The organism is Roseibium sp. M-1 (assembly GCF_054515675.1).
The window spans coordinates 163,269-187,628 of record NZ_CM137257.1 but is presented as its reverse complement, the minus strand read 5'-3'; the positions used below and the strand labels follow the sequence as shown (position 1 = coordinate 187,628).

18 protein-coding genes and 1 pseudogene are annotated in these 24,360 nt (G+C 63.4%); 7 read left to right on the top strand and 12 right to left on the bottom strand.

The genetic code is table 11. The annotated features are described in order from the left end of the window. Window positions 1-282: 282 nt before the first annotated feature. The 7 genes from ACX3M4_RS00915 to ACX3M4_RS00885 form a co-directional block, all read right to left on the bottom strand. The gene (locus ACX3M4_RS00915; RefSeq protein WP_459356731.1) at window positions 283-1,338 is read right to left on the bottom strand and encodes a DUF7146 domain-containing protein; all 1,056 of its coding nucleotides are present in this window, start codon (window positions 1,336-1,338) and stop codon (window positions 283-285) included. Next, window positions 1,338-5,678, bottom strand: coding sequence for a strawberry notch-like NTP hydrolase domain-containing protein (locus ACX3M4_RS00910; protein ID WP_459356730.1), 4,341 nt, complete (start codon window positions 5,676-5,678; stop codon window positions 1,338-1,340). Before ACX3M4_RS00910 ends, ACX3M4_RS00915 begins: the two co-directional genes overlap by 1 nt. Window positions 5,679-5,796: 118 nt before the next feature. Beyond that, complete coding sequence (locus ACX3M4_RS00905; RefSeq protein ID WP_459356729.1) at window positions 5,797-6,441, bottom strand: antitoxin of toxin-antitoxin stability system; 645 nt, start codon at window positions 6,439-6,441, stop codon at window positions 5,797-5,799. Beyond that, complete coding sequence (locus ACX3M4_RS00900; protein WP_459356728.1) at window positions 6,434-6,850, bottom strand: hypothetical protein; 417 nt, start codon at window positions 6,848-6,850, stop codon at window positions 6,434-6,436. The genes ACX3M4_RS00905 and ACX3M4_RS00900 overlap by 8 nt, the downstream gene beginning before the upstream one ends. 84 nt (window positions 6,851-6,934) lie before the next feature. Continuing rightward, a complete protein-coding gene (locus tag ACX3M4_RS00895) occupies window positions 6,935-9,037 on the bottom strand; it encodes a ParB/RepB/Spo0J family partition protein (RefSeq protein ID WP_459356727.1) in 2,103 nt (700 codons plus the stop codon). A 124-nt stretch (window positions 9,038-9,161) separates the two neighbouring features. Then, complete coding sequence (locus ACX3M4_RS00890; RefSeq protein WP_459356726.1) at window positions 9,162-9,539, bottom strand: DUF2958 domain-containing protein; 378 nt, start codon at window positions 9,537-9,539, stop codon at window positions 9,162-9,164. After that, window positions 9,536-10,498 (bottom strand): ArdC family protein, encoded by a 963-nt coding sequence (locus tag ACX3M4_RS00885; RefSeq protein WP_459356725.1) that lies wholly within the window; start codon window positions 10,496-10,498, stop codon window positions 9,536-9,538. The genes ACX3M4_RS00890 and ACX3M4_RS00885 overlap by 4 nt, the downstream gene beginning before the upstream one ends. A gap of 454 nt (window positions 10,499-10,952) precedes the next feature. Between ACX3M4_RS00885 and ACX3M4_RS00880 the strand changes: the two genes are divergently transcribed. The 3 genes and pseudogenes from ACX3M4_RS00880 to ACX3M4_RS00870 all read left to right on the top strand — a co-directional run bounded on the left by ACX3M4_RS00880 (window position 10,953) and on the right by ACX3M4_RS00870 (window position 13,898). After that, window positions 10,953-11,183 carry a helix-turn-helix transcriptional regulator gene (locus ACX3M4_RS00880; protein ID WP_459356724.1) on the top strand — a complete coding sequence of 77 codons (231 nt, stop codon included), beginning with the start codon at window positions 10,953-10,955 and terminating at the stop codon, window positions 11,181-11,183. 23 nt (window positions 11,184-11,206) lie between these two features. After that, window positions 11,207-11,452, top strand: a pseudogene (locus ACX3M4_RS00875) (JAB domain-containing protein); the annotation flags it as partial. Between the two features lie 226 nt (window positions 11,453-11,678). Continuing rightward, a complete protein-coding gene (locus ACX3M4_RS00870) occupies window positions 11,679-13,898 on the top strand; it encodes a bifunctional diguanylate cyclase/phosphodiesterase (protein ID WP_459356723.1) in 2,220 nt (739 codons plus the stop codon). A 383-nt stretch (window positions 13,899-14,281) separates the two neighbouring features. On the opposite strand, the gene ACX3M4_RS00865 is transcribed toward ACX3M4_RS00870, so the two are convergent. Together ACX3M4_RS00865 and ppdK are read right to left on the bottom strand one after the other, a co-directional pair. Then, window positions 14,282-15,235 carry an ArgK/MeaB family GTPase gene (locus tag ACX3M4_RS00865; protein WP_459356722.1) on the bottom strand — a complete coding sequence of 318 codons (954 nt, stop codon included), beginning with the start codon at window positions 15,233-15,235 and terminating at the stop codon, window positions 14,282-14,284. 17 nt (window positions 15,236-15,252) lie between these two features. Continuing rightward, entirely contained in the window at window positions 15,253-17,925 is a 2,673-nt protein-coding gene (gene ppdK / locus ACX3M4_RS00860) for a pyruvate, phosphate dikinase (RefSeq protein WP_459356721.1), read from the bottom strand. Window positions 17,926-18,315: 390 nt separating this feature from the next. Here ppdK and ACX3M4_RS00855 point away from each other — a divergent pair, with 390 nt between their 5' ends. Continuing rightward, the gene (locus ACX3M4_RS00855) at window positions 18,316-20,100 is read left to right on the top strand and encodes a tetratricopeptide repeat protein (RefSeq protein WP_459356720.1); all 1,785 of its coding nucleotides are present in this window, start codon (window positions 18,316-18,318) and stop codon (window positions 20,098-20,100) included. Window positions 20,101-20,112: 12 nt separating this feature from the next. Beyond that, complete coding sequence (locus tag ACX3M4_RS00850; protein ID WP_459356719.1) at window positions 20,113-20,994, top strand: 4-(cytidine 5'-diphospho)-2-C-methyl-D-erythritol kinase; 882 nt, start codon at window positions 20,113-20,115, stop codon at window positions 20,992-20,994. 227 nt (window positions 20,995-21,221) lie between these two features. Here the strand turns inward: ACX3M4_RS00850 and ACX3M4_RS00845 are convergent, their stop codons facing one another. Beyond that, window positions 21,222-22,238, bottom strand: coding sequence for a polyprenyl synthetase family protein (locus tag ACX3M4_RS00845; RefSeq protein ID WP_459356718.1), 1,017 nt, complete (start codon window positions 22,236-22,238; stop codon window positions 21,222-21,224). A gap of 174 nt (window positions 22,239-22,412) precedes the next feature. On the opposite strand from ACX3M4_RS00845, the gene ACX3M4_RS00840 reads away from it, so the two are divergent. Then, window positions 22,413-22,649: a putative signal transducing protein gene (locus tag ACX3M4_RS00840; protein WP_459356717.1), complete on the top strand. Its 237-nt coding sequence runs from the start codon at window positions 22,413-22,415 to the stop codon at window positions 22,647-22,649. Between the two features lies 1 nt (window position 22,650). Continuing rightward, window positions 22,651-23,451, top strand: a complete 801-nt coding sequence (locus ACX3M4_RS00835) for a tRNA1(Val) (adenine(37)-N6)-methyltransferase (protein WP_459356716.1) — start codon at window positions 22,651-22,653, stop codon at window positions 23,449-23,451. A gap of 21 nt (window positions 23,452-23,472) precedes the next feature. Here the strand turns inward: ACX3M4_RS00835 and ACX3M4_RS00830 are convergent, their stop codons facing one another. Both ACX3M4_RS00830 and ACX3M4_RS00825 read right to left on the bottom strand, forming a co-directional pair. After that, window positions 23,473-23,745, bottom strand: a complete 273-nt coding sequence (locus ACX3M4_RS00830; RefSeq protein WP_459356715.1) for an usg protein — start codon at window positions 23,743-23,745, stop codon at window positions 23,473-23,475. A gap of 148 nt (window positions 23,746-23,893) precedes the next feature. Then, the gene (locus ACX3M4_RS00825; RefSeq protein WP_459356714.1) at window positions 23,894-24,244 is read right to left on the bottom strand and encodes a c-type cytochrome; all 351 of its coding nucleotides are present in this window, start codon (window positions 24,242-24,244) and stop codon (window positions 23,894-23,896) included. Window positions 24,245-24,360 lie beyond the last annotated feature (116 nt).

Here is a 24,360-nt window from a genome sequence, read left to right as displayed (position 1 = left end):
GCCTTCGCAGGCGTCGAAAGCCCACGGGCGCGACGGGTTGGCAGCCCGAACGACGTGAGGGCCTTGATGGCAAAGCCCGGCTATTTTGTTTCGCGCTGCAAAGGCGGGGCTTGCCCCGACGGCGGAAAATAGCCGGAGCGCCGCCATTGCCGGCCCGGCCCGTTTGTGGGCCGATCGCCCTCTCGAAAAAGGCCGTGGGTGCGGCTTTCCCGACAGCGGGCACATCACGATCACGGAAGACAGGACAGGATGCCCCCGGTCACGCCGCCCCGGCCGATGATCTCAGCCCTCCATGAACCTGGCGACATCCTGCGGACGAAGCTGCTCCCTGAAGGCCGCGCGCATGGCATCGGCGCCCAACTCTCGCAGGTCCTCGTTGAAGTCGTCGCGCAGGGGCGTGAGCCCGATTGCCTCGATCCCCTCGCCTGTCGCTCTGGCGATCAGGCTTTGCCGCGCATTGTCACCGGCCGGGTCGCGATCGCGCAGGACGTAAAGCCGCCGCAGGTCCGCCGGAAACGCAATGGCTGCGAGATGAGCCGCCGAGAGCGCCGCCAGCATCGACATATGAGGCAGCACCATGCGGGGCGACAGCACGGTTTCGATGCCCTCGCCTGCCGCCAACACCTCACCGCCCATACCGAAGCGGACCGCATGGCCGAGCAGATCGCCCATCGCCCTCCGCGGCGTGTCGATCGGCGCCTTGCCGAGCATCGCCTCGCTGAAGCCGTTCGGGTCGAGCCAGGTGCGATGCGCGCCGGTCTGGTGGCCGTCGAGATCGGTCACCGAGGCGATCAGGGCCGGCCAGGCTTCGGTCGGCGCATGTTCGTCGGGTCGGTAGTAGCAGCGCGGATGGAAGCGCAGCGATCCGGTTCCGTGCAAAACCGTAATGCCGCGATTGCGCAAATACGTTTCCGCGAGTGTGCCCGCGATCGGCTGCGCCATCGAAAACAGCCGCTTCGCCGCGAGTGGCGAACCCATTGGTGCGGGCGCCTGCCGAGCGTTGTGGCCCGCGGGCTCCGGTTCTGGATGCGGCAGACTGAGAAACCGCCGCGCCTCGTCGGCGACATCCTTGAACTCGATCAGGCCGCAGCTCTCGCGGATGACATCGAGAAGATCGCCATGTTCGGACGTTGCCGCATCGGTCCATTTGCCCGCCGCACCCTTGCCGGATTCGGGGCCGGTCAGGCGCACGAACATCGAGCGCCCCGGCGTGTTGCGAACATCGCCCACCATCCAGTAGCGACCCTCGCGCCTGCCGCTGGGCAGATATTCGCGGCAGACCGCCTCGGCCTGCCGGCCAAGGCGGGTTGCCAGTTGGGAGGCGTCGTGACGCGACATCAGGCCGCCTCCCGCTCGCCGATGCGCTCGATCGGAAAGCGATCGAGCACGCGGCCAAGCACGGTCGGTCCAGTGGTGTCGACCGGCACGAACATCCTGAGCTTCCATGAGATGATCTCGTGGAAGAGACCGTAGGCAGTGAGCCGCTCGCGCATCGTGTCGGTGAAGCCCGACAGCTCGATGCGGTTGGCGCCCATGACACGGCTGCGGCGAAGCTGGAGCCCTTCGGCAAGGTCGAGGATCGTGCGTCCGTCCATCAACGCGGTGAAGGCGTCATCCGCGGAAATGGTCGTGGTGCCCGTTGCTATGGCGGTGGCCGCCCAGGCAGGCGAGACCTTGCGGCCGATGACGCGCTCGCCGTCATCGGTCTGGAGCCGGTAGACACGGGTGGAGTCGTTGGGCAGGCGTTTCCAGATCGGCAGCAACAGGCCAGTCACGATGTGGATCGTGCTCTCGGAGAACGCCGGCACCTCGGCGATCTCACCATCCCAGGCGGCAGCGAACGCTTCGCGGTCAGTCTCCACCCAGCGGGTCTCGCCCATCATCTTGACGGGGAGGTTGTGCGCTTCCATCGGACGGATGAGACGGACGCGGCGTTCCACCTCGCCATCGTCGAGCATGACGCTGGTCGTGGGGATCTGGACGGCGGCCCGCCCCGAACGCTCGTTGATCAGGAGCCGCGCACGCGGATCGTCGAGATGATCGAAGGCCTCGTCCAGCGTGAGCGGACGGTTGCGGTCGCGCTGGGTGATCGTGAGCAGCCGGGTTTCCGCGCCGGTGCTCGGGTGGACATAGATGATCTCTCTTCCGGTGACGGTAAAACGCTCGGCCGTCAGCGTCTCCAGTCCGACATCATAGGTGCCGCTGGCGATGGCGCCCTCGATCTTGGCATTGAGCAAATGCTCGAAGGCGGTGAACAGGATGCACTGCAGCTCGATGGTGAGCGCCAGCAGCCGGTTGAGGAAGGTGGTGATCGGCGGCAGGTCGTCCTTGATGCCATTGGCGTCCATCAGCTTCAGGCCCGTGGCGGTCTCGAACCGATCGAGCGAGCAACCCTCGACCTTGCCGCGCACGATCAGGAGATAGAGCTGGCGCAGCGCGTCGCGGGCATAGGCGCTTTCCAGATTGTCCTCGGGCCGGAACAGGCCCTGACCACCGGTCTGGCGCTGACCGCGGGTGATCGCGCCCAGCGTGTCGAGCCGGCGGGCGATGGTGCTGAGAAATCGCTTCTCCGCCTTGACGTTGGTCGCGACCGGACGGAAGAGCGGCGGCTGCGCCTGGTTGGTGCGGTGCGTGCGGCCGAGCCCCTGGATCGCGGCATCGGCCTTCCATCCCGGTTCGAGCAGATAATGGACACGCAGCCGGGTGTTCCGCGCCGAAAGGTCGGCGTGGTAGCTGCGGCCGGTTCCGCCGGCATCGGAGAAGATCAGGACGCGCTTGCCGTCATCCATGAAGGCCTGGGTCTCCGCCAGATTGGCGGCGGCGGCGCGGGTCTCTACGACGAGACGATCCATGCCGCCGGAATTGCGCCTGCTGACGATACGGCGCGAGCGCCCCGTGACCTCCGCGACCATATCGGTGCCGAAATGCTGGACGAGTTGGTCGAGCGGGCCGGGCACGGGCGGCAGGCTGGCGAGCCGGGCGATCAGATCATCGCGGCGGGCGACGGCCTCGCGGCTCTCGACCGGCTGCCCATCGCGATAGACCGGGCGTGACGACAGGTTGCCCTCGCTGTCGGTGAACGGCTCGTAGAGCTGCACCGGGAAGGAATGGGCAAGATAGTCCAGGACATATTCCCTCGGCGTGATGTCCACGCGGACGTCGTTCCATTCCTCCGTCGGCAATTCCGCCAGGCGACGTTCCATCAGCGCCTCGCCGGTCGAGACGATCTGGACGACGGCCGAATGGCCCGCCTCCAGATCGGCGGCGATCGAGCGGAGCAACGTCGGGGTCTTCATGCTGGTGAGCAGGTGGCCGAAAAATCGCTGCTTGGCGGACTCAAAAGCCGAACGGGCGGCAGACTTGGCCTGCCGGTTCAGCGTGCCGGTCGATCCGGTGATGTTGGCCGCCTCCATCGCCGCATCGAGGTTGTTGTGGATGATGGCGAAGGCGCCGGCATAGGCGTCATAGATGCGAGTCTGCTCGGGGGTCAGTTCGTGCTCGACCAGTTCGTATTCGACGCCGTCGAAGCTGAGCGAGCGGGCGGTGTAGAGACCGAGCGCTCTGAGGTCGCGGGCAAGCACCTCCATCGCGGCGACACCGCCAGCCTCGATCGCTTCGACGAATTCGGTGCGCGTGGCGAAAGGAAACTCCTCTCCTCCCCAGAGGCCGAGCCGCTGCGCATAGGCGAGATTGTGGACCGTGGTGGCCCCCGTCGCGGAGACATAGACGATGCGCGCATCCGGCAGCGCGTGCTGCAGGCGCAGGCCCGCGCGGCCTTGCTGGCTGGCGGCGACATCGCCGCGTTCTCCTTTACCGCCACCGGCATTCTGCATCGCGTGCGCCTCGTCGAAAATGATCACTCCATCGAAGTCGGAGCCCAACCATTCGACGATCTGCTTGACGCGCGAAACCTTTTCGCCGCGGTCGTCGGACCGTAGCGTGGCGTAGGTTGTAAATAGGACGCCTTCCGCCAGCGTGACCGGCTTGCCCTGCGGGAAACGCGACAAAGGCGTGACCAGCAGTCGCTCCATCCCGAGCGCCGACCAGTCGCGCTGCGCGTCCTCGAGCAGCTTGTCGGATTTCGAGATCCAGACCGCCTTGCGACGGCCCTGAAGCCAGTTGTCGAGGATGATCGCGGCCGACTGGCGGCCCTTGCCGACGCCGGTGCCGTCGCCGATCATGAAGCCACGGCGGAAGCGGATCGCGTTCTTTGCGTCCTCCGGCGCAGCGGACACGACATCGAAGGTGGCGTCGACCGTCCAGGTTCCGGCGAGATGGTCGGAATGGGCCTCGCCGGCATAGATGACGGTTTCAAGCTGTGCCCCGGACAGCAACTCGCCGATATTGACCGGCAGACGCGGCCGATAGTTCGGCTTGGGTGGGGCGACGGACGCCATCGCCGCCGACTGCACCAGCCTGGTCGGATGGGGCTGCGCGCCAGGAATGCGGATGGCCTGAAGACCGTATTCCTCGTAGATCGCGTCGGAGAGCCGGGCGGTGTCGGCGACCTGCCAGTCGATCGTGTCATAGGCGAGCGGCTGCGCCTCGGGATCGGCCGTCGGCGCGGGCGACGTGGCTTTGGCGGCGCGGTTGAGATAGCCGCGCACGCCGCGGGGGGTCGGGGTCGCAGCTGCAGGCACAGCCACAAAAGGATCGACGGGAAGCCGCTCCGGCAGATGCGCGTCGACCCAGGCCAGCAATGCCACGGTGTCCGGTGCGACACCTGGCGATGCGGGAAATGCCGTCGGATCATCGGCGGGAACCTTGTCGATGACGGTCAGCCGGGTGGAGATCGTCGTGCCGTGCTTGGCGTAAACCGAGCCGTCGATCGCGGCGGAGAAGACGACACGGCCGCGTTCCTGCAGCCGGGTGAAAGACGGTGCCCAAGCCGGATTGTCGGGCGCGAAGCTCGCGCCGGTGATCGTCACCAGCCGGCCACCGGGCGCAAGGCGCGCCAGCGCCGAGGCGATGTGGCGGAAGGCGGCATCGGCGACGCGGCCCTCGACATTGGCCATGACCGAGAATGGCGGGTTCATGAGCACGACGCTCGGGATCAGCGCCGGATCGAGATGGTCGTGGATCTGCGCGGCGTCGAAGCGGGTGATATCCGCTGCCGGAAAGAGGGAGGTGAGCAGGTCGGCGCGGGTTTCGGCCAGTTCGTTTAGGACCAGCGCGCCACCGGCGATCTCGGCCAGAATGGCGAGGAGCCCGGTCCCGGCCGATGGTTCGAGGACGCGATCCGCCGTTGTGATGGCGGCGGCGTGTGTCGCAACGAGGCCGAGCGGGATCGGCGTCGAGAATTGCTGGAAGTTCTGGGCTTCCTCGGACCGGCGGGTGTGGGTCGGAAGGAGCGCGGCAATCTTCGACACGGCGGAAAGCCGCGGAGCCGGAGAACCGGCTTTGCGGAAAAGCGCCTTTCCGTATTTGCGCAGAAACAGGATAGTCGCCGCCTCGCAGGCGTCGTAGGCGGTTTTCCAGTCCCAGGCGCCGGTGGCATCGGAGGCGCCGAAGGCTGCCTCCATCGCCGCGCGCAAGGTTGCGGCATCGATCGGCCGGCCCTTTTCGAGATTTAGGAGAAGCTGTTCTGCGGCGGCAAGGATGGTCGAAGCGGGTCGGGCATCGGAGGTGAGCGGGATCGGCGCGACAGGAGCGGCAGCGCGAGCGGAAGCATTGGTCATGGTGAGAACCTCGGGAGAGCGGGAGACGGACGAGCCGGTCCGGCGCTCTCTCTCCACCGGACGGGCTCAAACCCGTCACGGCCTCCCTCTCCCTCTCAGGGGAGATCGAACTCATCGACTATCCGAACCGACGTCCATTCTCGGTGAAGGTGTATTCGTTCGCGGCAATGGCTTCGTCGACGGCCGCGTCCGAGGTCAGATATTCGTATTCGCGTTCGAGGTGGCGATAGAGCCAACGCGCGAGGTCACGAAGCGCCTCGATCACGGCATCTTCCGCATCAGCCGTCATGTCCTGCCAGGTTGGGCTATCGCGTTCGACCGCGATCGCCATGCAATATTCATAGTAGTATCGGTCGCGGTGAACGATGCTGGCGTGGAGCTGGTAGAAGTTGCGCCGCTGGATCGCCTGCAGCGCATCGGCGATCCGGTGCAGTTCACGGTCCTTCGGCGCGTGATCGCGGATATGGCGGGGCGCGGCCCTCGCGTATCGGTAGCGCCCCTCGAAGCAGGCCCCGTCGCCCTGGCTCCAGAATCCGGAAAAGAAGATGCAGGGTCTTTGCCTTGTGCCACCGCCGTAGAGGCGGGCCGGCACGGTGCGCAGTTCGACGCCGAGGATGGCGCAGATGCGCTCGAAGTCGTCGAAGACGAACTCGAGCCAGTCATGGTCGAAGCCAGTCTGCCGATACCAGGTGCGGGCCTCGTCTTTGGCGGCGTCCGAGAGCTCATCGAGCCGATAGACGGTGGTTTCGATAATCTCAGGCATCGGGATCGCCTCCGTCGAGCACCTCGGCGAGCCAGCCTCCGGTATAAGTCCACGCTACCGTCTCGCCAGTCGCGAGGTCGACAACGTGAGCGCCGCCGCCGAACGCATCGAGACGCGGACGCGAGCAGGTGTTGGCGTATTGGAAACCCCACAGTCCGGTGAGGCCGAACGCGGCGGCGCAGCGCTTGACGAACTGGATGACATGCTCCGGATCGCCCGTGACATCATCGCGTATCCAGAGGCTGGTGCCGCCGTGCTCGGGAACGATGGAGAGATCGAACCCTTCTGAGGGTGGATCTTCCGATGCGTTTTCCTCTGACAGGCGATTGTAGAGATCGAGCGCGTGGGCGGCGTTGTCGGGTGTGCCGACGTCGAGCACGCAGGAGAAATGGGTGAAATAGTCAGCCATGATGGACTCCAGAAACGAAAACGCCCGGCACGAAGGCCGGGCGCAAGTTGGGTTTTGGTGTGCAGGAAGAGCGCCGGCTGCGGGTTATTCCGCCGCGACCGGCTGCGGCTCCTCGTCTTCGGCTTCGTCGTCCTCGGTGAGGAACGCGGGCAGCGCGTCGGTCTCGTCGTCGGGCTGCTCGGCGGTATCCGCGTCGAGCGGCGCCAGGCGCAGCGGCTCGGGAAGCCAGCAGGTGTCGGCGAGGAGGCGTTCGGCCTCTTTCGCCATGTCGCCCTTCTTCAGATGGTCGATGAGCTGCGCGGTCGCCTCGTTCTTCGCCTCGCGCACCGCTTCGAGGATACGCGGCTTGGTGACCCGGCCGAGATAGTTGCCGACGGTCGGCCGCCAGCCCACCTCCACCATGTCGAGACCGAGGGCACGGGCAAGACGGTCCGCCTCGTGGATGCGCTGCTGCACGCCATGCGTGGTCGGGCCTGCGCCGTAGGGATTGGCCTTCTCGTAGAGCGCGTTGACGCCGAAGGAGACGCAATGGGCGAGGAGCGCCATGCGGCTTGCATCGTCGAGACCGTCGATCTTCGCCCAGAGCGCATCGTCATCGGTGGGCAGATCGGCTTGCCAGGCCTCCTGCCGCTCATCGATCGCCTTGGCCGACGCGCTGTCCTTCAGATCCTCGGCCTGGATGGAGAAGAAGATGTGCCGGACCGAGGCTTCGAGGCACCCCGTCGACGAGACGTGCTGGAAGGTATCGCGAACGAGCTTGTGGAGCAGCGCGGTCATCGCGACATGCGGGTTGCTCGCGAACGCGTCCCGCAGCGCCAGCGTCCGGTGTGCCGTCAACTCGGTCACCAGACGCTCGGGCAGCGGCTTGACGACATCCTCGTCATCGTCCTGATTCGACGGCTCACCGCCGATAGTGATGACGGTGCGCTGCACGGCGCCGGTCGGATCACCGGCACCTTCCTCGCCGCCAGCGGTGCTCCCTTCGGTATCGCCGTCGGCGGCTTCATCCTCGGGCCGGACATAGCCGCGATCGACCGAGAGCTGGCCATCGTGGCGGATGCTGACGAAGGCGCCCGCACGGGGGACTTCAACCGGATCGTAGTGGACGGAACGGTTTTCGAAGGCTTCGAGAGCTTCCTCGATCTCGCCGAGCCGTGCATCGACCTCGTCGGGCAGTTCGTCGGCCTCGGCATATTCGGCTTCGAGGTCGTCGAGCTCGTTGCGCAGCGCCTCACGCTGGGCGCGCTCGTCTTCGGTCAGATCGACCGGCGTCCCGGTGATCGACCGAAGGCCATGGGTGTGGCCATAGGGGAAGTCGGCCGCGACCTCGATCCACTTCCAGCCTTCGCCGGCGATGGCCTCCGCTTCGGCCTTCAGCTTGTCGGCGACGAGCTGCTCCAGCAACGGGACATCCTCGATCCAGCCCCCGTCGTCGTCCTGGAACAGATCGCGCAGGACGATGCCGCCGGCCTCCTCATAGACCTCGATGGTGACGAAGCGGACGCGGCGATCCGAGGCGCGGACGGTATTCTCCGTCAGCATCCGGCGGATCTGATAGGGCTCCTTCGACCAGCTATGCTGGATCGACTCCCAGACCTGCTTCTGGCGCGCGTGGTCGGAGGAGACGGTGAAGGCCATGAGCTGATCGAGGGTCATCTCGTCCTCGGCATAGGCATCGAGCAGAGTCTCCGAGACGGTGACGAGCTTGAGCCGCTGCTTGACGATGGCGGTCGAGACGAAGAAGCGCGCGGCAATCTCCTCCTCGGTGAGACCCTGATCGCGCAGCGTCCTGAAAGCCCGGAACTGGTCAAGGGGGTGAAGCGCCGCGCGATGGGCATTCTCGGCGAGCGAGTCTTCTTCAGCCGAGATTTCGGTCCCGGTTTCGCGGACCACGCAGGGCACCGGCGCCGTCTTGTTGAGGCGCTTGGCCTTCACGAGAAGTTCGAGCGCCCGGTAGCGGCGGCCGCCAGCGGGGATCTCGAACACGCCGGTCTCCGTGCCATCGGCATCGAGAACCGGTCGGACGTTGAGGCTCTGCAGGAGACCGCGGCGGGCGATGTCCTCGGCCAGCTCTTCGATCGAGACGCCGGCCTTCAGGCGCCGGACGTTGGACTGGGAGAGAACGAGCTTGTTGAAGGGGATGTCGCGCGAGGCGCTGAGGGTGATTTTCTGAACGGCAGGTGCCATTGTGATTTACTCCGCGACGGGCGCCGAGAGCCTCTCTCTCGACCTCAAACCCGTCACGGAAAAAGGCGCAGCCCTCTCACTCTCCTGAGCTGGAGTGAGAGCCTGCACCGATGGGGTGGGAAAATCACCGCCTGTTTCGCAGCGACGCCGCGGCGGCCCTGAGCAATCGCTCGCTCTCAACGATGCTGCCCGCTAACCGGGCCGCTTCGGCATAGGTCGACAGCGGAAATAGGCCCTCGAAGAGGATGTCCCGCTCGATGCCGAGACCGAAGGGCAGCGAGATCGACGTGAACTCGCTGAGGCTGCACGAACCCAGCTCCGGACAGCCGAAGCCAAGGTCCGCAAGTCCGAACAGCGTGTCCCCGTCCGGCTCCATCTCGGCGATAAGCCAGGTGCCCGCGCCGACGGGATTGAAGAATTTCACCACCGGCACATGGTCGACATCGCGTTGCCGTCCATTGGCCAGCAGCCGGTCGCGCAGCTCGTCGGTCAAGAGGATCATGCCACCCTCCTGTTGCGAGCAGGCTCGACCGGGGCCGTCTGATCGGCATCGTCCGGGGCGAAGGCCAGTAGCCAGTCGGCGGCCTTGCTCGCCTGGCTGGCTGCGCGGACGATGGCGCGATTGTCCTCGCGCAGAACCTTCAGCCAGGAGCCGATATAGTCGGCATGCCGGACGGTCGGCTCGATGCCGAGCGAGGCGCAGCAGAAGGCGGCATTGATCTCGGCGATGAGTTCCTCAAAGGCGTATTTCTTCGACCCGAACGAGCCAGAGAAATCGCGGTTAAGACGATGGGGAGCGCCGCTGGCGTGGCCAAGCTCGTGCAGTGCGGTGCGGTGCCAATTGATTGGCTCGAAATAGGCCTGCGGCGGCGGCACCTGCACATAGTCATGGGCCGGCACGTAGAAGGCCCGGTTGCCGCCTATGCGGAAATCGATGCCCGTCGCTGCGATCAGCGCCTCGACGCGCGGTTCGATCAGGCCGGTCGGCACCGGCGGCGCGGCGGTCGCCACATCCTCAGGCAGGTTCTCGCACTGATCGGTGTTGAAGACGGTGTAGCGCTTGAGGAACGGGATTGCCTGGGCGTCCTCGCCGGTCTCGCGCGCCCGGCGCTTTTCGTCCTCCGGCACGAAGTGGTCGGCATAGACGACGGTGGTGCCGCGCTCGCCCTTGCGGACATTGCCTCCGAGCGACAGCGCCTGGCGGAAGGTCAGCCAGCTCTGGCCGGAGAAGCCGCGTTCGATCACGGCACCCCAGAGCAGCAGGACGTTGATCCCGGAATAGGTCCGGCCGGTCGAGACGTTCTGGGGCATGGACAGCGACGCCTTCGCGGCGGCCGTACCCCAGGGCTGGACCCATGGCACCCGGCCGGCCTCCAGCTCGGTGATGATCTTGTCGGTGATTTCGGCATAGAGATTGGTCCGGTCGCGCTGGGCGCCGGTTTTGCGGTTCCGTCTGGACATCGCGGTTCTCCGCGACGGGCGCCGGAGGCCTCTCCTCCAGCCCTCAACCCGTCACGGAAAACCCGTCCGCACTCTCACTCTATTGGGATCGGTGAAAATGTGTTTCGCTCACTCGCCCGTGTATCCTCTGCGACCGACCGGCAACCGACGAAGTTCAGCCCCACCTCAGCAAGCTGCTTGCGTGCTTACAGCACGTGAACCGAACCCGCTGCGTGACCAGCACATCCGCCAATATTTATCCCGAGATATCCGTACTCCCTACTCCTGTGAAGTAGGCCTTCCTTCACGGACTCAGGTGTTGCAACGATCTCTGTGCATCAGCGTGACCAACTGGACAACGGCAAGTTCAGCGGTGCCCCAGAGTGACGATCACTCGAAGGAAAGAACCTCGCGCTCATCCATCTACCAATATCGGTTACGCTACCCAAAAGCGCGGCCGAACCCAGGAGGCAGTATGTCAGAGACTAAATTTCTCACGCCTGAAGAAGTCACCGAGCGCTATCGCGGCGGCGTGTCGTTGGGGACACTTCGAAACTGGCGTACCCAGAAAATTGGGCCATCGTTTATCAAGGTAGGTAAGGCCGTGCTCTATCCGATGGAGGAGCTTGAAACATGGGATGAAAGGAATAGAGTGCAGTGCCGTGCTTCAAAGCAATCGGACGAGCATGCCGGTGATCAGCCGTGAAAGTCACGTGCAAGCATTGTGGACATACCCCAGTCTCCGGCACCAGTAGACAGAAAATTCCGAAAAAAATACTTATATTTCATCGCCTTATAAAGGTGGCTATACTGGTGCACAACCACCCTTCGGGCGATCCGACCCCGTCCCGCGCCGACATTCAGATGACGAAGAAGATCGTCGATATCGCCGGGCCGCTCGGCATTGCAGTGCATGATCACATCATTGTCGGCCGGCGTTCCAACACAAGCTTCCGCAGCCTTCAGTTGCTGTAGCCAGCCACCACACCACCTTGTCCTTTCGTATGGAAGAAGCTGAACCCCCTTCTTCCGCTTTGACAATCGGACCCGACCCTCAATCGGATTTACCCTTATTTTACTACGATTTTGGGTCATTCCTTAACCCGATTGGACAATACTCTGCCTAAAGCAACTGGGCAGGTGTATGTACAATTCGTCAAAGAACTCCGGCGGACGCATAGCAAACGCGATCGTAATACCGATGATCGTGATTGTTATGATTTCCGTTTTCGGAATTTTCGGATTGCTGCACTGGTCTGCAAACCTGTCGGACGAAACCGCGGAAGACTCCCAGCACAAGCTCATCGACGGTGCCCTGCAGCTGACCCAGAACTACATGATCAAGCAGCAGAACGGAGTCGTGATTTGGGACGAGGCCTATCGCCAGGTCAACCAGCTCAACCCGGACGAGGGCTGGATCTTCAACAACATGATGCACTGGTTGTTCGCCAACCACGGCTTCACCAAGTCCATCCTGATTAACCGCGATTTCGAGGTTCTGACGATTTACGCGCAGAACCACACCAGCAAATGGATGACACCTCAGCTTTTTGACGAGCTGAAGCCGGCGATCGCAAAAGTACGCGCCCGATACATAACCTCCTTCAAACGAACGCCGTCCGGCCTCTACAGCTTCGTGCCACAGAGCAGCGACGCCCGCCGGTCCATCGCCGAGACCGGCGTCGTCTCGTTGACAGGTGAGCCTTATCTCTTCAGTGCCGCCGCGGTAATCCCGCAGATCCAGTCGATTACCAGATCACGCTTTCCGCCGCCCGTCCTGGTCAGCCTGATACCGCTGCGCGGCGAGAAGCTGGATGATATCTCGGAAATGTCCCGTCTGGACGGCTTCGTACTCACAAACGAGCAGGCAAGCCGCGAAGGTGTAGGCCGATACGAGCTGAGATCGCCGCTCGGCAAGGATGTCGGCCTCATCGCCTGGCAGACCACCCAGCCGGGCACACAGATGATACGCCGCATCAATCCGTTCCTGGCCCTTGCGGCCTTCATGATTGCCGCCGTGGTGTTTGCGGTGACGGTTTTCACGCGGCAGATGACCCGGCGGCTCGGGCACAGCGAGGCCAAGGCCGTGCACGCCGCCCGCCACGATGCCCTGTCCGGCCTGCCGAACCGTGCCCGGTTCCACGCGCTTCTGACGGACATCCTGGAGGAAGGCGTCGCCCGGGGAACCAATACCGCGGTGGTCTATATCGACCTCGACCATTTCAAGGACATCAACGACACGCTCGGCCATTCGGCCGGCGACAAGGTCATCGTCGCCGTCGCACAGCGCCTGCGGCGCGTCATCCCGGAGACCGGCATCGTCGCCCGCATCAGCGGCGACGAATTCGCCATGGTCATCAAGAATTGCGAAGACGACGTCTGGCTGGAATACATCCTCGACCAGGTCCAGGACGAGATCGGCCGTCCGATCATGATCGGCCGGCGTGAATTGTTTGCAAGCCTTTCCATGGGGGCCGCCGTCGCCCCGCGCGACGGCAATGACCCGGACGACTTGCTGCGCAAGGCCGATATCGCGCTTTACGACGCCAAGGCCAACGGCCGCGGCCGCCGTTCCTTCTTCGAGCCGAACATGGAACAACATGTCCAGTCAAAGGACCGGCTGTCGCGCGAACTGCGCCTGGCTCTCAAGAACGACGAACTGGATCTCGCCTACCAGCCCCAGTCCGACACCAGTGCCAAGCGGATCGTCAGCGTGGAAGCCCTCGCCCGCTGGACCATGGAAGACGGCACGGTGATCCCGCCGTCGCAATTCATCCCGGTCGCCGAGGAGACCGGCCTCATCAACGACCTGGGCATCTGGGTGCTGAACAAGGCCTGCGCCAAGGCGCATGACTGGCCGGGCATCGTCGTCTCGGTCAACGTCTCGCCGAACCAGTTCAAGCATCCGCGCTTCGTGGAAAAGGTCATGGCAATCCTGGCAGCCAACAACCTGCCGCCCCAGCGGCTGGAAATCGAAGTGACGGAAAGCGTCTTCGCGGGCCGCAACGACTCGGTGCTGAAGGCCTTGCGCCGCTTGAAGAACCTTGGCGTGAAGGTTGCGCTCGACGATTTCGGCTCCGGCTATTCCAGCCTCTCCTATCTACGCCGCTTCCCGTTCGACACGCTCAAGATCGACCGGGATTTCGTATCCGACATGAACGGCAATCCGGAAGCGGAAGCGATCCTTGTATCGATCATCCAACTCGGCAAGGCACTCGGCATGACCATCGTTGCCGAAGGCATCGAAACCATCGAGCAGATCCGCTTCCTGCAGGCGCATGACTGCCACCGGATGCAGGGCTACTTCATCTCCAGGCCTCTGACCGATACCGCCCTCACCCAGTTCCTGGACGATTTTCACCGCGACGGCCCGCCGAGCTTCGGCACCGACCTGAGCTATCAGGCCCGCGCCCAACGCTGAGGCGTCGCCAGCGTTTTGCCGAGAATGTAGAGCAGCTTTTGGACGTTCAACCGATCCCGGTTAAACGTCCGCTGATCCAGCAAATTCAAGAATTTCCATCGGCAACCCGCTTGTTCCTCCTCATCCTGAGGAGGACCGACAGGTCCGTCTCGAAGGATGGGCTGCATATTCTGAAGCAAGTGACCCATCCTTAGAGACAGCGCTTCGCGCTTCCTCAGGATGAGGATTGGCGTTCGTTCGAGCTTGCGCGATTTAACGGCGCTAATGCGTGTCGTGTTCACTTGAATTCAACTGACACGCTCTATCTATTTTGACGCACGTCTTTTTATGAAAAACCGGAACCCACTTTTTCGCGACGTGCTCTAAATGCCCAGCCCGCCATGTTACCCTTCAAGGAGGGTCCTGAATTCCGAGGCAAACGCCCTGAAGCACACAAAAGGCGCTGTTTCGGCCTGCTTCGCCCAATCCTGTTGCCGTGCTGCCGCCACGCGACGCAGGCCCGCATGGCCGAATTCTGTCCGCACCATGTCGAGGAACCAGGCTGCATGCTGCGCCTGGCGTTGGCGCTTCAGCCCACCCGTCGCCTGCAGGAAATCATGATGGCGCTCCCAATGGGCGACCAGCTCCGGTACACCTGAGGACGTCTGTGCCGAAACCTCGCAAACCGGCACCTGCCAGTCACCACCTCCCCGGCTGAGCGACAGTGCACCGGCAACGTCTGAGGCTGCCCTGCGCGCAAGTATTCCCATGTCGGACTTGGTCACCGCCACGATGTCGGGCAGCTCCATGATGCCTGCCTTCATGAACTGCAGGCTGTCGCCGGATCCCGGCTGGATACATAGCACGACTGTATCGACCGCCTGTTTCAGATCGCCTTCCGACTGGCCGATGCCGACGGTTTCGACAATGACCCGGTCGCAAACGGCACGCAGCACGGCGATCGCGGCGACAGCATGGTCGGACAGGCCGCCGAGCCGGTCGCGTGCGGCCATGGACCGAACAAAGATGCCGTCGTCGTCCGGATCGGTCTTGAGCCGTGTCCGGTCGCCCAGCAGTGCCCCGCCGGTGACGGCTGAGGACGGATCGATGGCGAGAACGGCAACGCTCTTGTTTTCTGCCCGGCAGGCCTTGATCAGGGCGTCCGTCAGACTGGACTTGCCGACGCCGGGCGGGCCGGTCAGGCCGAGCACCTGCGCCAGCGGTTCGCCGGCGACAAGATCGAGAAACGCCGCTGTCTGCGGATCGTCCGCATTCGTCTCCAGACGCGTGAGGACACGTGCGAGCAGACGCTTTCCACCGGTACGCAGATCCTCAAGCGCCGGAAAGCCGTCGCTCATGTCACAGCCCCCGCCATTCAGGCGCCGGACTTGTGCTTCAGCGCAGACTGCGCCGCCGCCAGGCGGGCAATCGGCACGCGGAAGGGCGAACAGGACACATAGTCGAGGCCAACGCTTTCGCAGAAGGAAATCGACGACGGATCGCCGCCATGTTCACCGCAGATACCGAGCTTGATGTCCGGCCGCGTCGAGCGTCCCCGCTCCACTGCGATCTTGATCAGCTCGCCGACACCTTCCTGGTCGAGCGAGACGAAAGGATCCTGCTCCATCAATCCCTTGGCCTGGTAGGTGCCAAGGAAGGAGGCCGCATCATCGCGCGAGATGCCGAAAGTGGTCTGGGTGAGGTCGTTGGTGCCGAAGGAGAAGAACTCGGCCGACTGGGCGATCTCCGCTGCCTTCAGCGCGGCCCGGGGCAATTCCACCATGGTGCCGGTCTGGTAGGTCAGCTCGGCACCGGTTTCTTCCCTGACGGCCTTCGCCATGGCGTCGATGCTCTGGCGAACCAGGTCGAGTTCGCCCTTGAGACCGACCAGGGGAACCATGATTTCCGGCACGACCGGAGCACCGGTCACCTTGGCAGCGGCAACCGCCGCCTCGAAGATGGCCCGTGCCTGCATTTCCGCGATTTCCGGATAGGACACCAGCAGACGGCAGCCACGATGGCCAAGCATCGGGTTGAATTCCTCCAGCGCCAGCGCGCGGTCGCGAAGCAACTCCGGATCGGCGCCCATGGCTTTCGCCACTTCGCTGAGCTCCTCGTCCGACTTCGGCAGGAACTCGTGCAGCGGTGGATCCAGAAGGCGGATCGTCACCGGCAGACCGTGCATGATCTCGAAGATATCCGTGAAGTCCTGGCGCTGCATCGGCAGGAGCTTGGCCAACGCGGCCCGGCGGCCCGCTTCCGTGTCGGCGAGGATCATCTCGCGCACAGCCACGATACGCTCGCCTTCGAAGAACATGTGCTCGGTGCGGCAAAGGCCGATGCCTTCCGCGCCGAATTCCCGCGCGACTTTGGCATCCTGCGGTGTTTCGGCATTGGTGCGCACCTTCATGCGGCGGCCGCGGTCGGCCCAGCCCATGAGCACGCCGAAATCGCCCGAGAGCGTAGGCTGCAGCATTTCCACCTCACCCATCAGCACCTGGCCCGTGGCCCCGTCGATGGTGATCGTGTCGCCTTCCTTCAGCTGCCGGCCGGCGGCGTTGATGACACCGTTGCGGTAATCGATCCTGAGCATGCCGGCACCGGCGACGCAGGGCTTGCCCATGCCGCGTGCGACCACGGCTGCGTGGCTGGTCATGCCGCCGCGGCTGGTGAGGATGCCCTCGGCTGCGTGCATGCCGTGAATGTCTTCCGGGCTCGTTTCGACGCGCACCAGTATGACCTTGCGCCCTTCCGCCTTGGCCTTTTCCGCCTCGTCGGAGGAAAAGACGATGGTGCCTGAGGCGGCGCCCGGCGATGCCGGCAGGCCGGTCGTGATGATGTCGCGCTTGGCCTTCGGATCGATGGTCGGGTGCAGCAGCTGGTCGAGCGCGGCGGGTTCCACCCGGCCGATCGCCGCTTCCTCGGACAGAAGACCCTCGGCGACCATGTCGACGGCTATTTTCAGCGCCGCCTTGGCGGTGCGTTTGCCGGCGCGGGTCTGAAGCATCCACAGCTTGCCCTGCTCGATGGTGAACTCCAGGTCCTGCATGTCCTTGTAGTGGGCTTCCAGTTTGGCGCAGTAGCTCTGGAATTCGGCAAAGGCCGCCGGCATCAGTGCTTCGAGCGACGGGCTGGAGGACCCGGCCGCGATACGTGCAGCTTCGGTGATGTCCTGCGGAGTGCGGATACCGGCAACGACGTCCTCGCCCTGGGCATTGACGAGAAACTCGCCGTAAAGGGCATTTTCGCCCGTCGACGGGTTGCGGGTGAAGGCAACGCCGGTGGCCGAGCTCTCGCCCATGTTGCCGAAGACCATGGCCTGCACGTTGACCGCCGTGCCCCAGGAGGCCGGCAGGTCATGCAGGCGGCGGTAGGTGACCGCGCGCGGAACCATCCAGGAGCTGAAGACCGCGCCGATGGCACCCCAGAGCTGCTCCTGCGGATCCTGCGGGAACGGCCGCTCGAGCTCTTCCTCCACCAGCGCCTTGAACTTTTCGATGATGCCGGCCCAGGCATCGGCATCGATCTCGGTGTCCAGCGTCAGCTCGTTCCGCTCCTTGTATTCCTCGAGAATTTCCTCGAATTCGTGATGATCGAGGCCGAGCACGACATCGGAATACATCTGGATGAAGCGGCGGTAGCTGTCATAGGCAAAACGCCGGTCGCCGGCTTCGCGCGCAATGGCTTCCACCGTTTCGTCGTTGAGGCCGAGGTTCAGCACCGTATCCATCATGCCCGGCATCGACACCCTGGCACCGGAGCGCACGGAAACAAGCAAAGGCCGGTCCTTGTCGCCGAACTTGCGGTTTGTGGCTGCGCCGACCTTGTCCAGCGCCTCGGCGACCTGGGCTGCCAGCGTTTCGGGATAGGTCTTTCCGTTTTCGTAATACCAGGTGCAGACATCGGTGGTGATGGTGAAGCCGGGCGGCACGGGCAGGCCGAGACTGCTCATCTCGGCAAGATTGGCGCCCTTCCCCCCCAGGAGATTGCGCATGTCCGCTGCCCCGTCGGCAGCGCCGTTGCCGAAACCGTAGACCCACTTGGTCATCAATACTTCTCCTCGCGCTGATGCGATCCCGAAGCAGCAACCGTTCCGCAACAGGCTGCGTGCTCGCTCCATCGGCTCTTAACCGGCTTACCTCCGCTCAATCCTGACCGGTTGACCGGAGGAGAACCTCTCCTTCGCCGGAGAACGAGCCTCCGGTTTTTTTGCACTGCACATTCCTGCTACGGCAAGTGGCTGTCTTCAAGCCTTTTTTGGCTCAAAACGGTTTCCTGCGCCGCTTCGTCCCAGCATTTCGGGCGCGGTGCAAATTCAAATGGATTTAAACCGGCAGAAAGTTATTCCGGCCGCCTTGCCGGTCAGCCTTAATGAGGCCATTGTCAAAGGCAATAAGCAACAAACCCTCCAGATTCTGCGAGTGAAGTGCGAGAAATGATGACAAAAACGACTGACGCCGCTTTGACTGCGACCAGCAAGCCGTTCAGACGCAAACTCCTGGCGCTGGTGAGTGTCATCGCCCTCCTTCCCGCAGCTGCCGCAGCTGAAACCAGCGCGGCCACGGAGGCTTACGGCACTCCGGCTGATCTGCCCTTCACCTTGTCGGGCAGCTATCTTTCCGGCCGGCTCGCCGGTTTCCAGAAAGACTATGCCCACGCAGCCGCCTTCTTTGAGGAAACGCTGGCTGCTGACCCGGCAAACACCATGCTGCTGGAGCGGACGTTCCTCTTGAAGCTCGCCAACGGCGACGTCGACGAGGCGATCCATTATGCCGGCGAAATGGAAACCGCCGGGCTGGAAAACTTCCTCGCCCAGCTGACCCTGGGCAGCCAGAAGATGGTCGAGGGCCAGTACGACGCGGCAAACGTCGTGCTTGAAAAGGGACGCAACGGACCGCTCGCGCAGCTTTCCGTCGGTATTTCCAGGGCCTGGGCCCTTTACGGCGCCGGCAAGGTCGATGAAGCGCTGGTTATGATCGACAGCCTGCAGGGCCCGGACTGGTTCGAGGTTTTCAAGTCCACCCATCAGACCCATATTCTCTTTGCCGCCGGCCGCAACAAGGAAGCGCTTGAAGCTGCCGAAGCCGCCTACACCATCGATCAGGGTGCGCTGCGCGTTGTCGACTCCTACGCCCGTGTGCTTGCGGCCAACGGACGCCAGAAGGAAGCGCTCGACATTCTCGCCGCCTATGACATCCAGTTCCGCGGCCATCCGAAGCTCGACCAGACGCGCGAGACCATCGCCAGCGGCGCCGTCATTCCGCCGATGGTAACCGATCCCTCCGAAGGGATGGCGGAAATCCTCTACGGCCTTGGCGCGGTGATCGGCCGCGACGGCGGCGAGGAACTGTCGACCTCCTACCTGCAGCTCGCGCTTTACCTGGACCCGCGCGCCGAATTTGCCGCCATCGCGCTCGGCAGTGTCTTTGAACGCATGGAACAGCCCGAACGGGCCATCAAGGCGCTGATGATGGTGCCCGAGGACAGCGTCCTGAAGCGCGAAGCCGAAATTCAGGTCGGCATGAACTTCAACTCCCTCGACCGGCTGGATGAGGCCCGCACCCATCTGCAAGCCCTGATCGATGAAGACCCTTCCGATCTGGAAGCCGTGATCGCGCTCGGCAACATCCTGCGCGCCCACGAGAACTACGAAGACGCCGACGTGGTCTATACCAAGGGCTTCGACACGATCGCGGAACTTCAGAACCAGCATTGGCTGCTGCTCTACTTCCGCGGCATAGCCCGGGAAAGACTGGGCAAGTGGGAGCTGGCCGAAGCCGATTTCCGCAAGGCGCTGGAACTCAACGAAAACCAGCCGCTGGTGCTGAACTATCTCGGATATTCGCTGGTCGACCAGGGCCTGAAACTCGACGAAGCGCTCGACATGATCAAGCAGGCCGTCGAGTTGCGCCCGACCGACGGCTATATCGTCGACAGTCTCGGCTGGGTCTATTTCCGCCTCGGCCGCTATGAGGAAGCTGTCAGCGAGCTTGAGCGGGCGATCGAACTGCGTCCGGCAGATCCCGTCATCAACGACCACCTGGGCGATGCCTACTGGATGGTCGGCCGGAAGAATGAAGCTCAATTCCAGTGGAACCACGCCCGCGACCTCGGTCCGGACGAGAAGGAACTGCCAAAAATCCTCGACAAGATCACCAACGGTCTCAAGGAGGTTCCCGGGACCGACGCCGCCAAGGCGGAAACCGGCAAGAACGGCGGCTGACCGGGAGCAGACATGGCCATCGCCTCCGCGTCTTCTCCCCGGGTTGAACTGGCCCGGGCAAAAGTCAATTTGGCCCTGCACATCACCGGCCGGCGTCCGGACGGCTATCATCTTCTCGACTCGCTCGCCGTCTTTCCGCAGATCGGCGACCGTATTGCGCTGGAGGCCGCGGAAACGCTCGAACTGCGCCTGGAAGGCCCGTTCGCGCGGGATCTCGACGGTCCGGCGGACAACAATCTCATACTGAAGGCCGTACGCGGTTTTTCGGAAAAATCCGGCATCGATCTGCCGAAAGTGCGGCTGACACTGACCAAGCGTCTGCCGGTGGCGTCGGGCATCGGCGGCGGCTCCAGCGACGCGGCGACAACGCTGCGGCTTCTGGAGGACTTCACCGGCGCTTATCTCAGCGGCGAAGACATGCATCAGCTGGCCCTGTCGCTCGGCGCCGACGTGCCCGTGTGTCTTTTTCCCGAGCCGCAAATCATGCGCGGGATCGGCGACGACCTGTCTCCGGGCCCAGCCCTGCCCTCCTGCGGCATAGTCCTTGTCAACCCACGCGCCGGCGTTTCAACGCCGCAAGTCTTCCAGGCGCTGGCAAATCGCGACAATTCCGCCCTGCCGCTGGTGCCGGAAACATTCGGCAGCCTGTCCGAACTGTCCGCCTATCTCGCAAGCTGCCGCAACGACCTGCAGGAAGCCGCCATAGGCCTCTGCCCGCTGATCGGCCACGTACTCACCGCGCTGCAGGAAGACACCCGCATCGACTTCGCGCGCATGTCCGGCTCGGGTGCGACCTGCTTCGGCCTTTGCGAAACAAGGGACGCGATGAACGTCGAACGCGCATTGCGCAATGCCCATCCCGACTGGTGGATTGCGTCGGGGCCTTTGTCCTGAGGGTAGTGATCAAACTTCACTGTCGTCATCCCGGACGTAGCGCAGCGAAGATCCGGGACCGGAGAGCCCCGATCTCCCCGCAGTGAAATTTCAACGTCCAGCCGCCGTGGCGCCCCGGTCCCGGCTCGCGCTGCGCTACGTCCGGGATGACGTGGATAAGTTAAAGCAGCCCACCAGTAGAGAGCTGGTTTAAATCTTTTTCGATAAACAACAATAACTTACGATCGTCAGCTCACACGCGAGATGCAGAAGGCGACTGCGTCGGCGAGCGCATCGTTATGCGGTCCGGGCGGCAGGGTCTCCAGTGCCTTGAGAGCGTTGCGGCCATAGGTACGCGCACGCTCGACCGTGTCGGCCAGCGCGTCGTATTTCTTCAGAAGTCCGATTGCCTGTTCCAGGTCGCCGTCGCCGATGTCCTCGCCTTCCAGACAGCGCTGCCAGAAGCCGCGATCGGCATCGGTGCCGCGGGCGATGGCCAGCACAACAGGAAGCGTGATCTTGCCTTCGCGGAAATCGTCGCCGATATCCTTGCCGAGATCCGCCGAGGAACCGCCATAGTCGAGCGCATCATCGACGAGCTGGAAGGCGTAGCCGAGTTCCATGCCATATGTGCGGGCTGCCAGTTTCATGTTTTCGGACTGGTCCGCGATCACCGGGCCGACTTCCGAGGCGGCCGCAAAGAGCGCCGCGGTCTTGGCTTCGATGACGCGAAGATAGTCTTCTTCCGTGGTGGCGATGTTCTTGGCCGCGCCGAGCTGCAGCACCTCGCCTTCGGCGATGACGGCAGAGGCGGTGGAGAGAATGCGCAAGGCCTCCAGCGAGCCGACATCGACCATCATCTTGAACGCCTGGCCGAGCAGGTAGTCGCCCACAAGAACGCTTGCCTGATTGCCCCAGAGCTTGCGCGCGGCCAGCTTGCCGCGGCGCATGTCGCTTTCATCGACCACGTCGTCATGCAGCAGTGTTGCCGTATGCATGAACTCGACGCTGGCAGCCAGCGTCACGTGGCCGCTGCCCCGGTAGCCGAACATGTCGGCACAGGCGAGCGTCAGCATCGGCCGCAAACGCTTGCCGCCGGAGGAAATCAGGTGCTTGGCGATCTCCGGGATCAATTCGACATTGGAGCCTGCCTTGGACAGGATCAGTTCATTGACCTCTGCCATGCCCGCGGACACGAGCTCCACCAGCGGCTGAATGCTCGCCTGGCGCGGCTGATCGTCAGAATAAGTTGCAACAACGGCCACTTATGGCACTCCCTGAATATTTGAGCGGACAATATGGCGCGAACGCTCCCGGGGCAAGCCGCCAATCCGTTGACAAACTGTTGAAATGCGGCAATCAGCGGGTTTTGCTGTATAGCAGCCCGTGAGGGCGGTTCTATGAACCGCCGGACACCGACCGCTAACGCCGGGAAACTTATGGAAGAACTCGTCAGAACCAATGATCCAGTCCTGATTTCCTTTCTGGAATCGATTCTTCAGGAGGCCGGCATCAAACATTTTGTCGCAGACGGCAACATGAGCATTCTGGAAGGCTCTCTCGCCATGATCCCGCGCCGCATCCTGGTGGACCGCGACCAGATCCAGCGCGCCCGCGCGCTTGTGCGTGATGCCGGGCTCGAACATGAACTGCGCCCGGAAAAGGGCGGGGCCTGAGATGAGCGGACCGATGGGCGAAGACACGGGAGAGACGACCCGCGACGCCTTTCTCGGCGGTCAGGTTCATGTCCATCAGCCCAAGCGCGGCCGGCATCGTGCGGGCCTCGACGCGGTCTACCTGGCGGCCGCGCTGCCAGACGGCACGAAAGGGCATGTGGTGGATCTTGGGGCAGGCGTCGGCACGGCCGGTTTCTGCGCTGCCGCACGTCTGTCCGATATCAGGGTCACCCTGGTCGATGTGGATGAAACGGTGCTCAAGCTCGCAAGGCGTGGACTCGAGGACCTGGACAATGCGGCCTTTGCAGACCGTGTGTCGCTACTGGCCGCCGATATCACCGCCAAGGGCAGTCTGCGCCACGCGGCCGGCCTGACACCGTCCCTGGCAGACCATGCCATCATGAACCCGCCCTACTATGAGGCCGACCGGTTCCGCGCTTCGCCGAACTCGGCCCGCGCAGACGCCCATATGCTGGACGACCGCGGCCTGGCACCCTGGGCGAAAACCGCGACGGATATTGTCAAGGAAGGTGGCAGCCTGACGGTGATTTTCCGTGCCGACGGCCTGCGGGAACTTCTGGACGTGCTTCAGGGGCGTTTCGGGGCGATTGACGTCATCCCGTTGCGTCCGCGTCCGGAGGCAGCCGCCACCCGCGTTCTGATCCGTGCCGTGCGTGCCAGCAAGGCGCCGCTTCGGCTGATGCCCGGCTTCGTGCTGCATGAGGGCGACGGGTCGGACTTCACCGCCCAGTCGCGCGCGATCATGCGCGACGGCGAAGGCCTCGGCCTTCTTCCAAGATAAGCCTTCGGACCGCAGATCCGGTCAGTGCATCACGATCTCGCCATCCGCATAGCGGAAATCCACCGGCGTGATCAGTTGCTGATGGGCAATGCGCACGGAGTGAATGCGGCCTTCGAGTTCCCGTTCCCAGAATTTCAGGAACCGTGTCAGTTCCGGAAATTTCGGTGCCAGATCTTCCGTCTGCCAGAGGAAACTCTGCAGGAACCGCGGGTGATCGGGCATCCGGTAGAGGATCTCGGCGGTCAGGAGACCGTAGCCGAGGAGCCGCTTTTCAAAGTCGGAGCTGGTTTTCATGCCAATCCTTTCTTCGTTGCAAAGAAAGATTGTCACGGAATTCCGGTTAACCAAATCCGACTTTTTGGGAATAGCTGTTGAAAAACAACGTTTTGGCAGCAATCTCCGGTCATTGCTAACAAATGCCCGGAGCCCCGCACACCAAGGCCTACTTGTCCTGAATGGAGCTCAGATAGCCCAAAAAGGCGTCGATGTCATCCGGTTCGAAGGCAAGTTCCGGCATGGTTTCGTGGGCGGTGACAATGCCTTCGGCCAAGGGTTCTTCCAGGGTCTCCAGCGGATAACGGCTGGAAAGGGTGCGGAAGGGCGGCGCGCCCGCTTCCGCGCTGACATCGTCTCTGGCGACCGCATGGCAGGCGGCGCAATGGATTTCGGCGAGTTCCCTGCCGGTCGCCAGGCTCGCCGGATCGGACGGATAGGCCCCATCGGACGCAAGCGCGGCCGGGACCGTGGACCATAGACCGAGGATGGCCCAGACGAGTGGCTTGAAGCGCAGCACTTTTCTCTCTCCCTTGAATCGGTCGGGCTTTTATAGAAGGTTCGAGATAAGAAACCCATAAGTGGGAACACGGGTGTCCGGGAAAATCTGGCCGAAGCTGCAATGTCCTTGCCGCC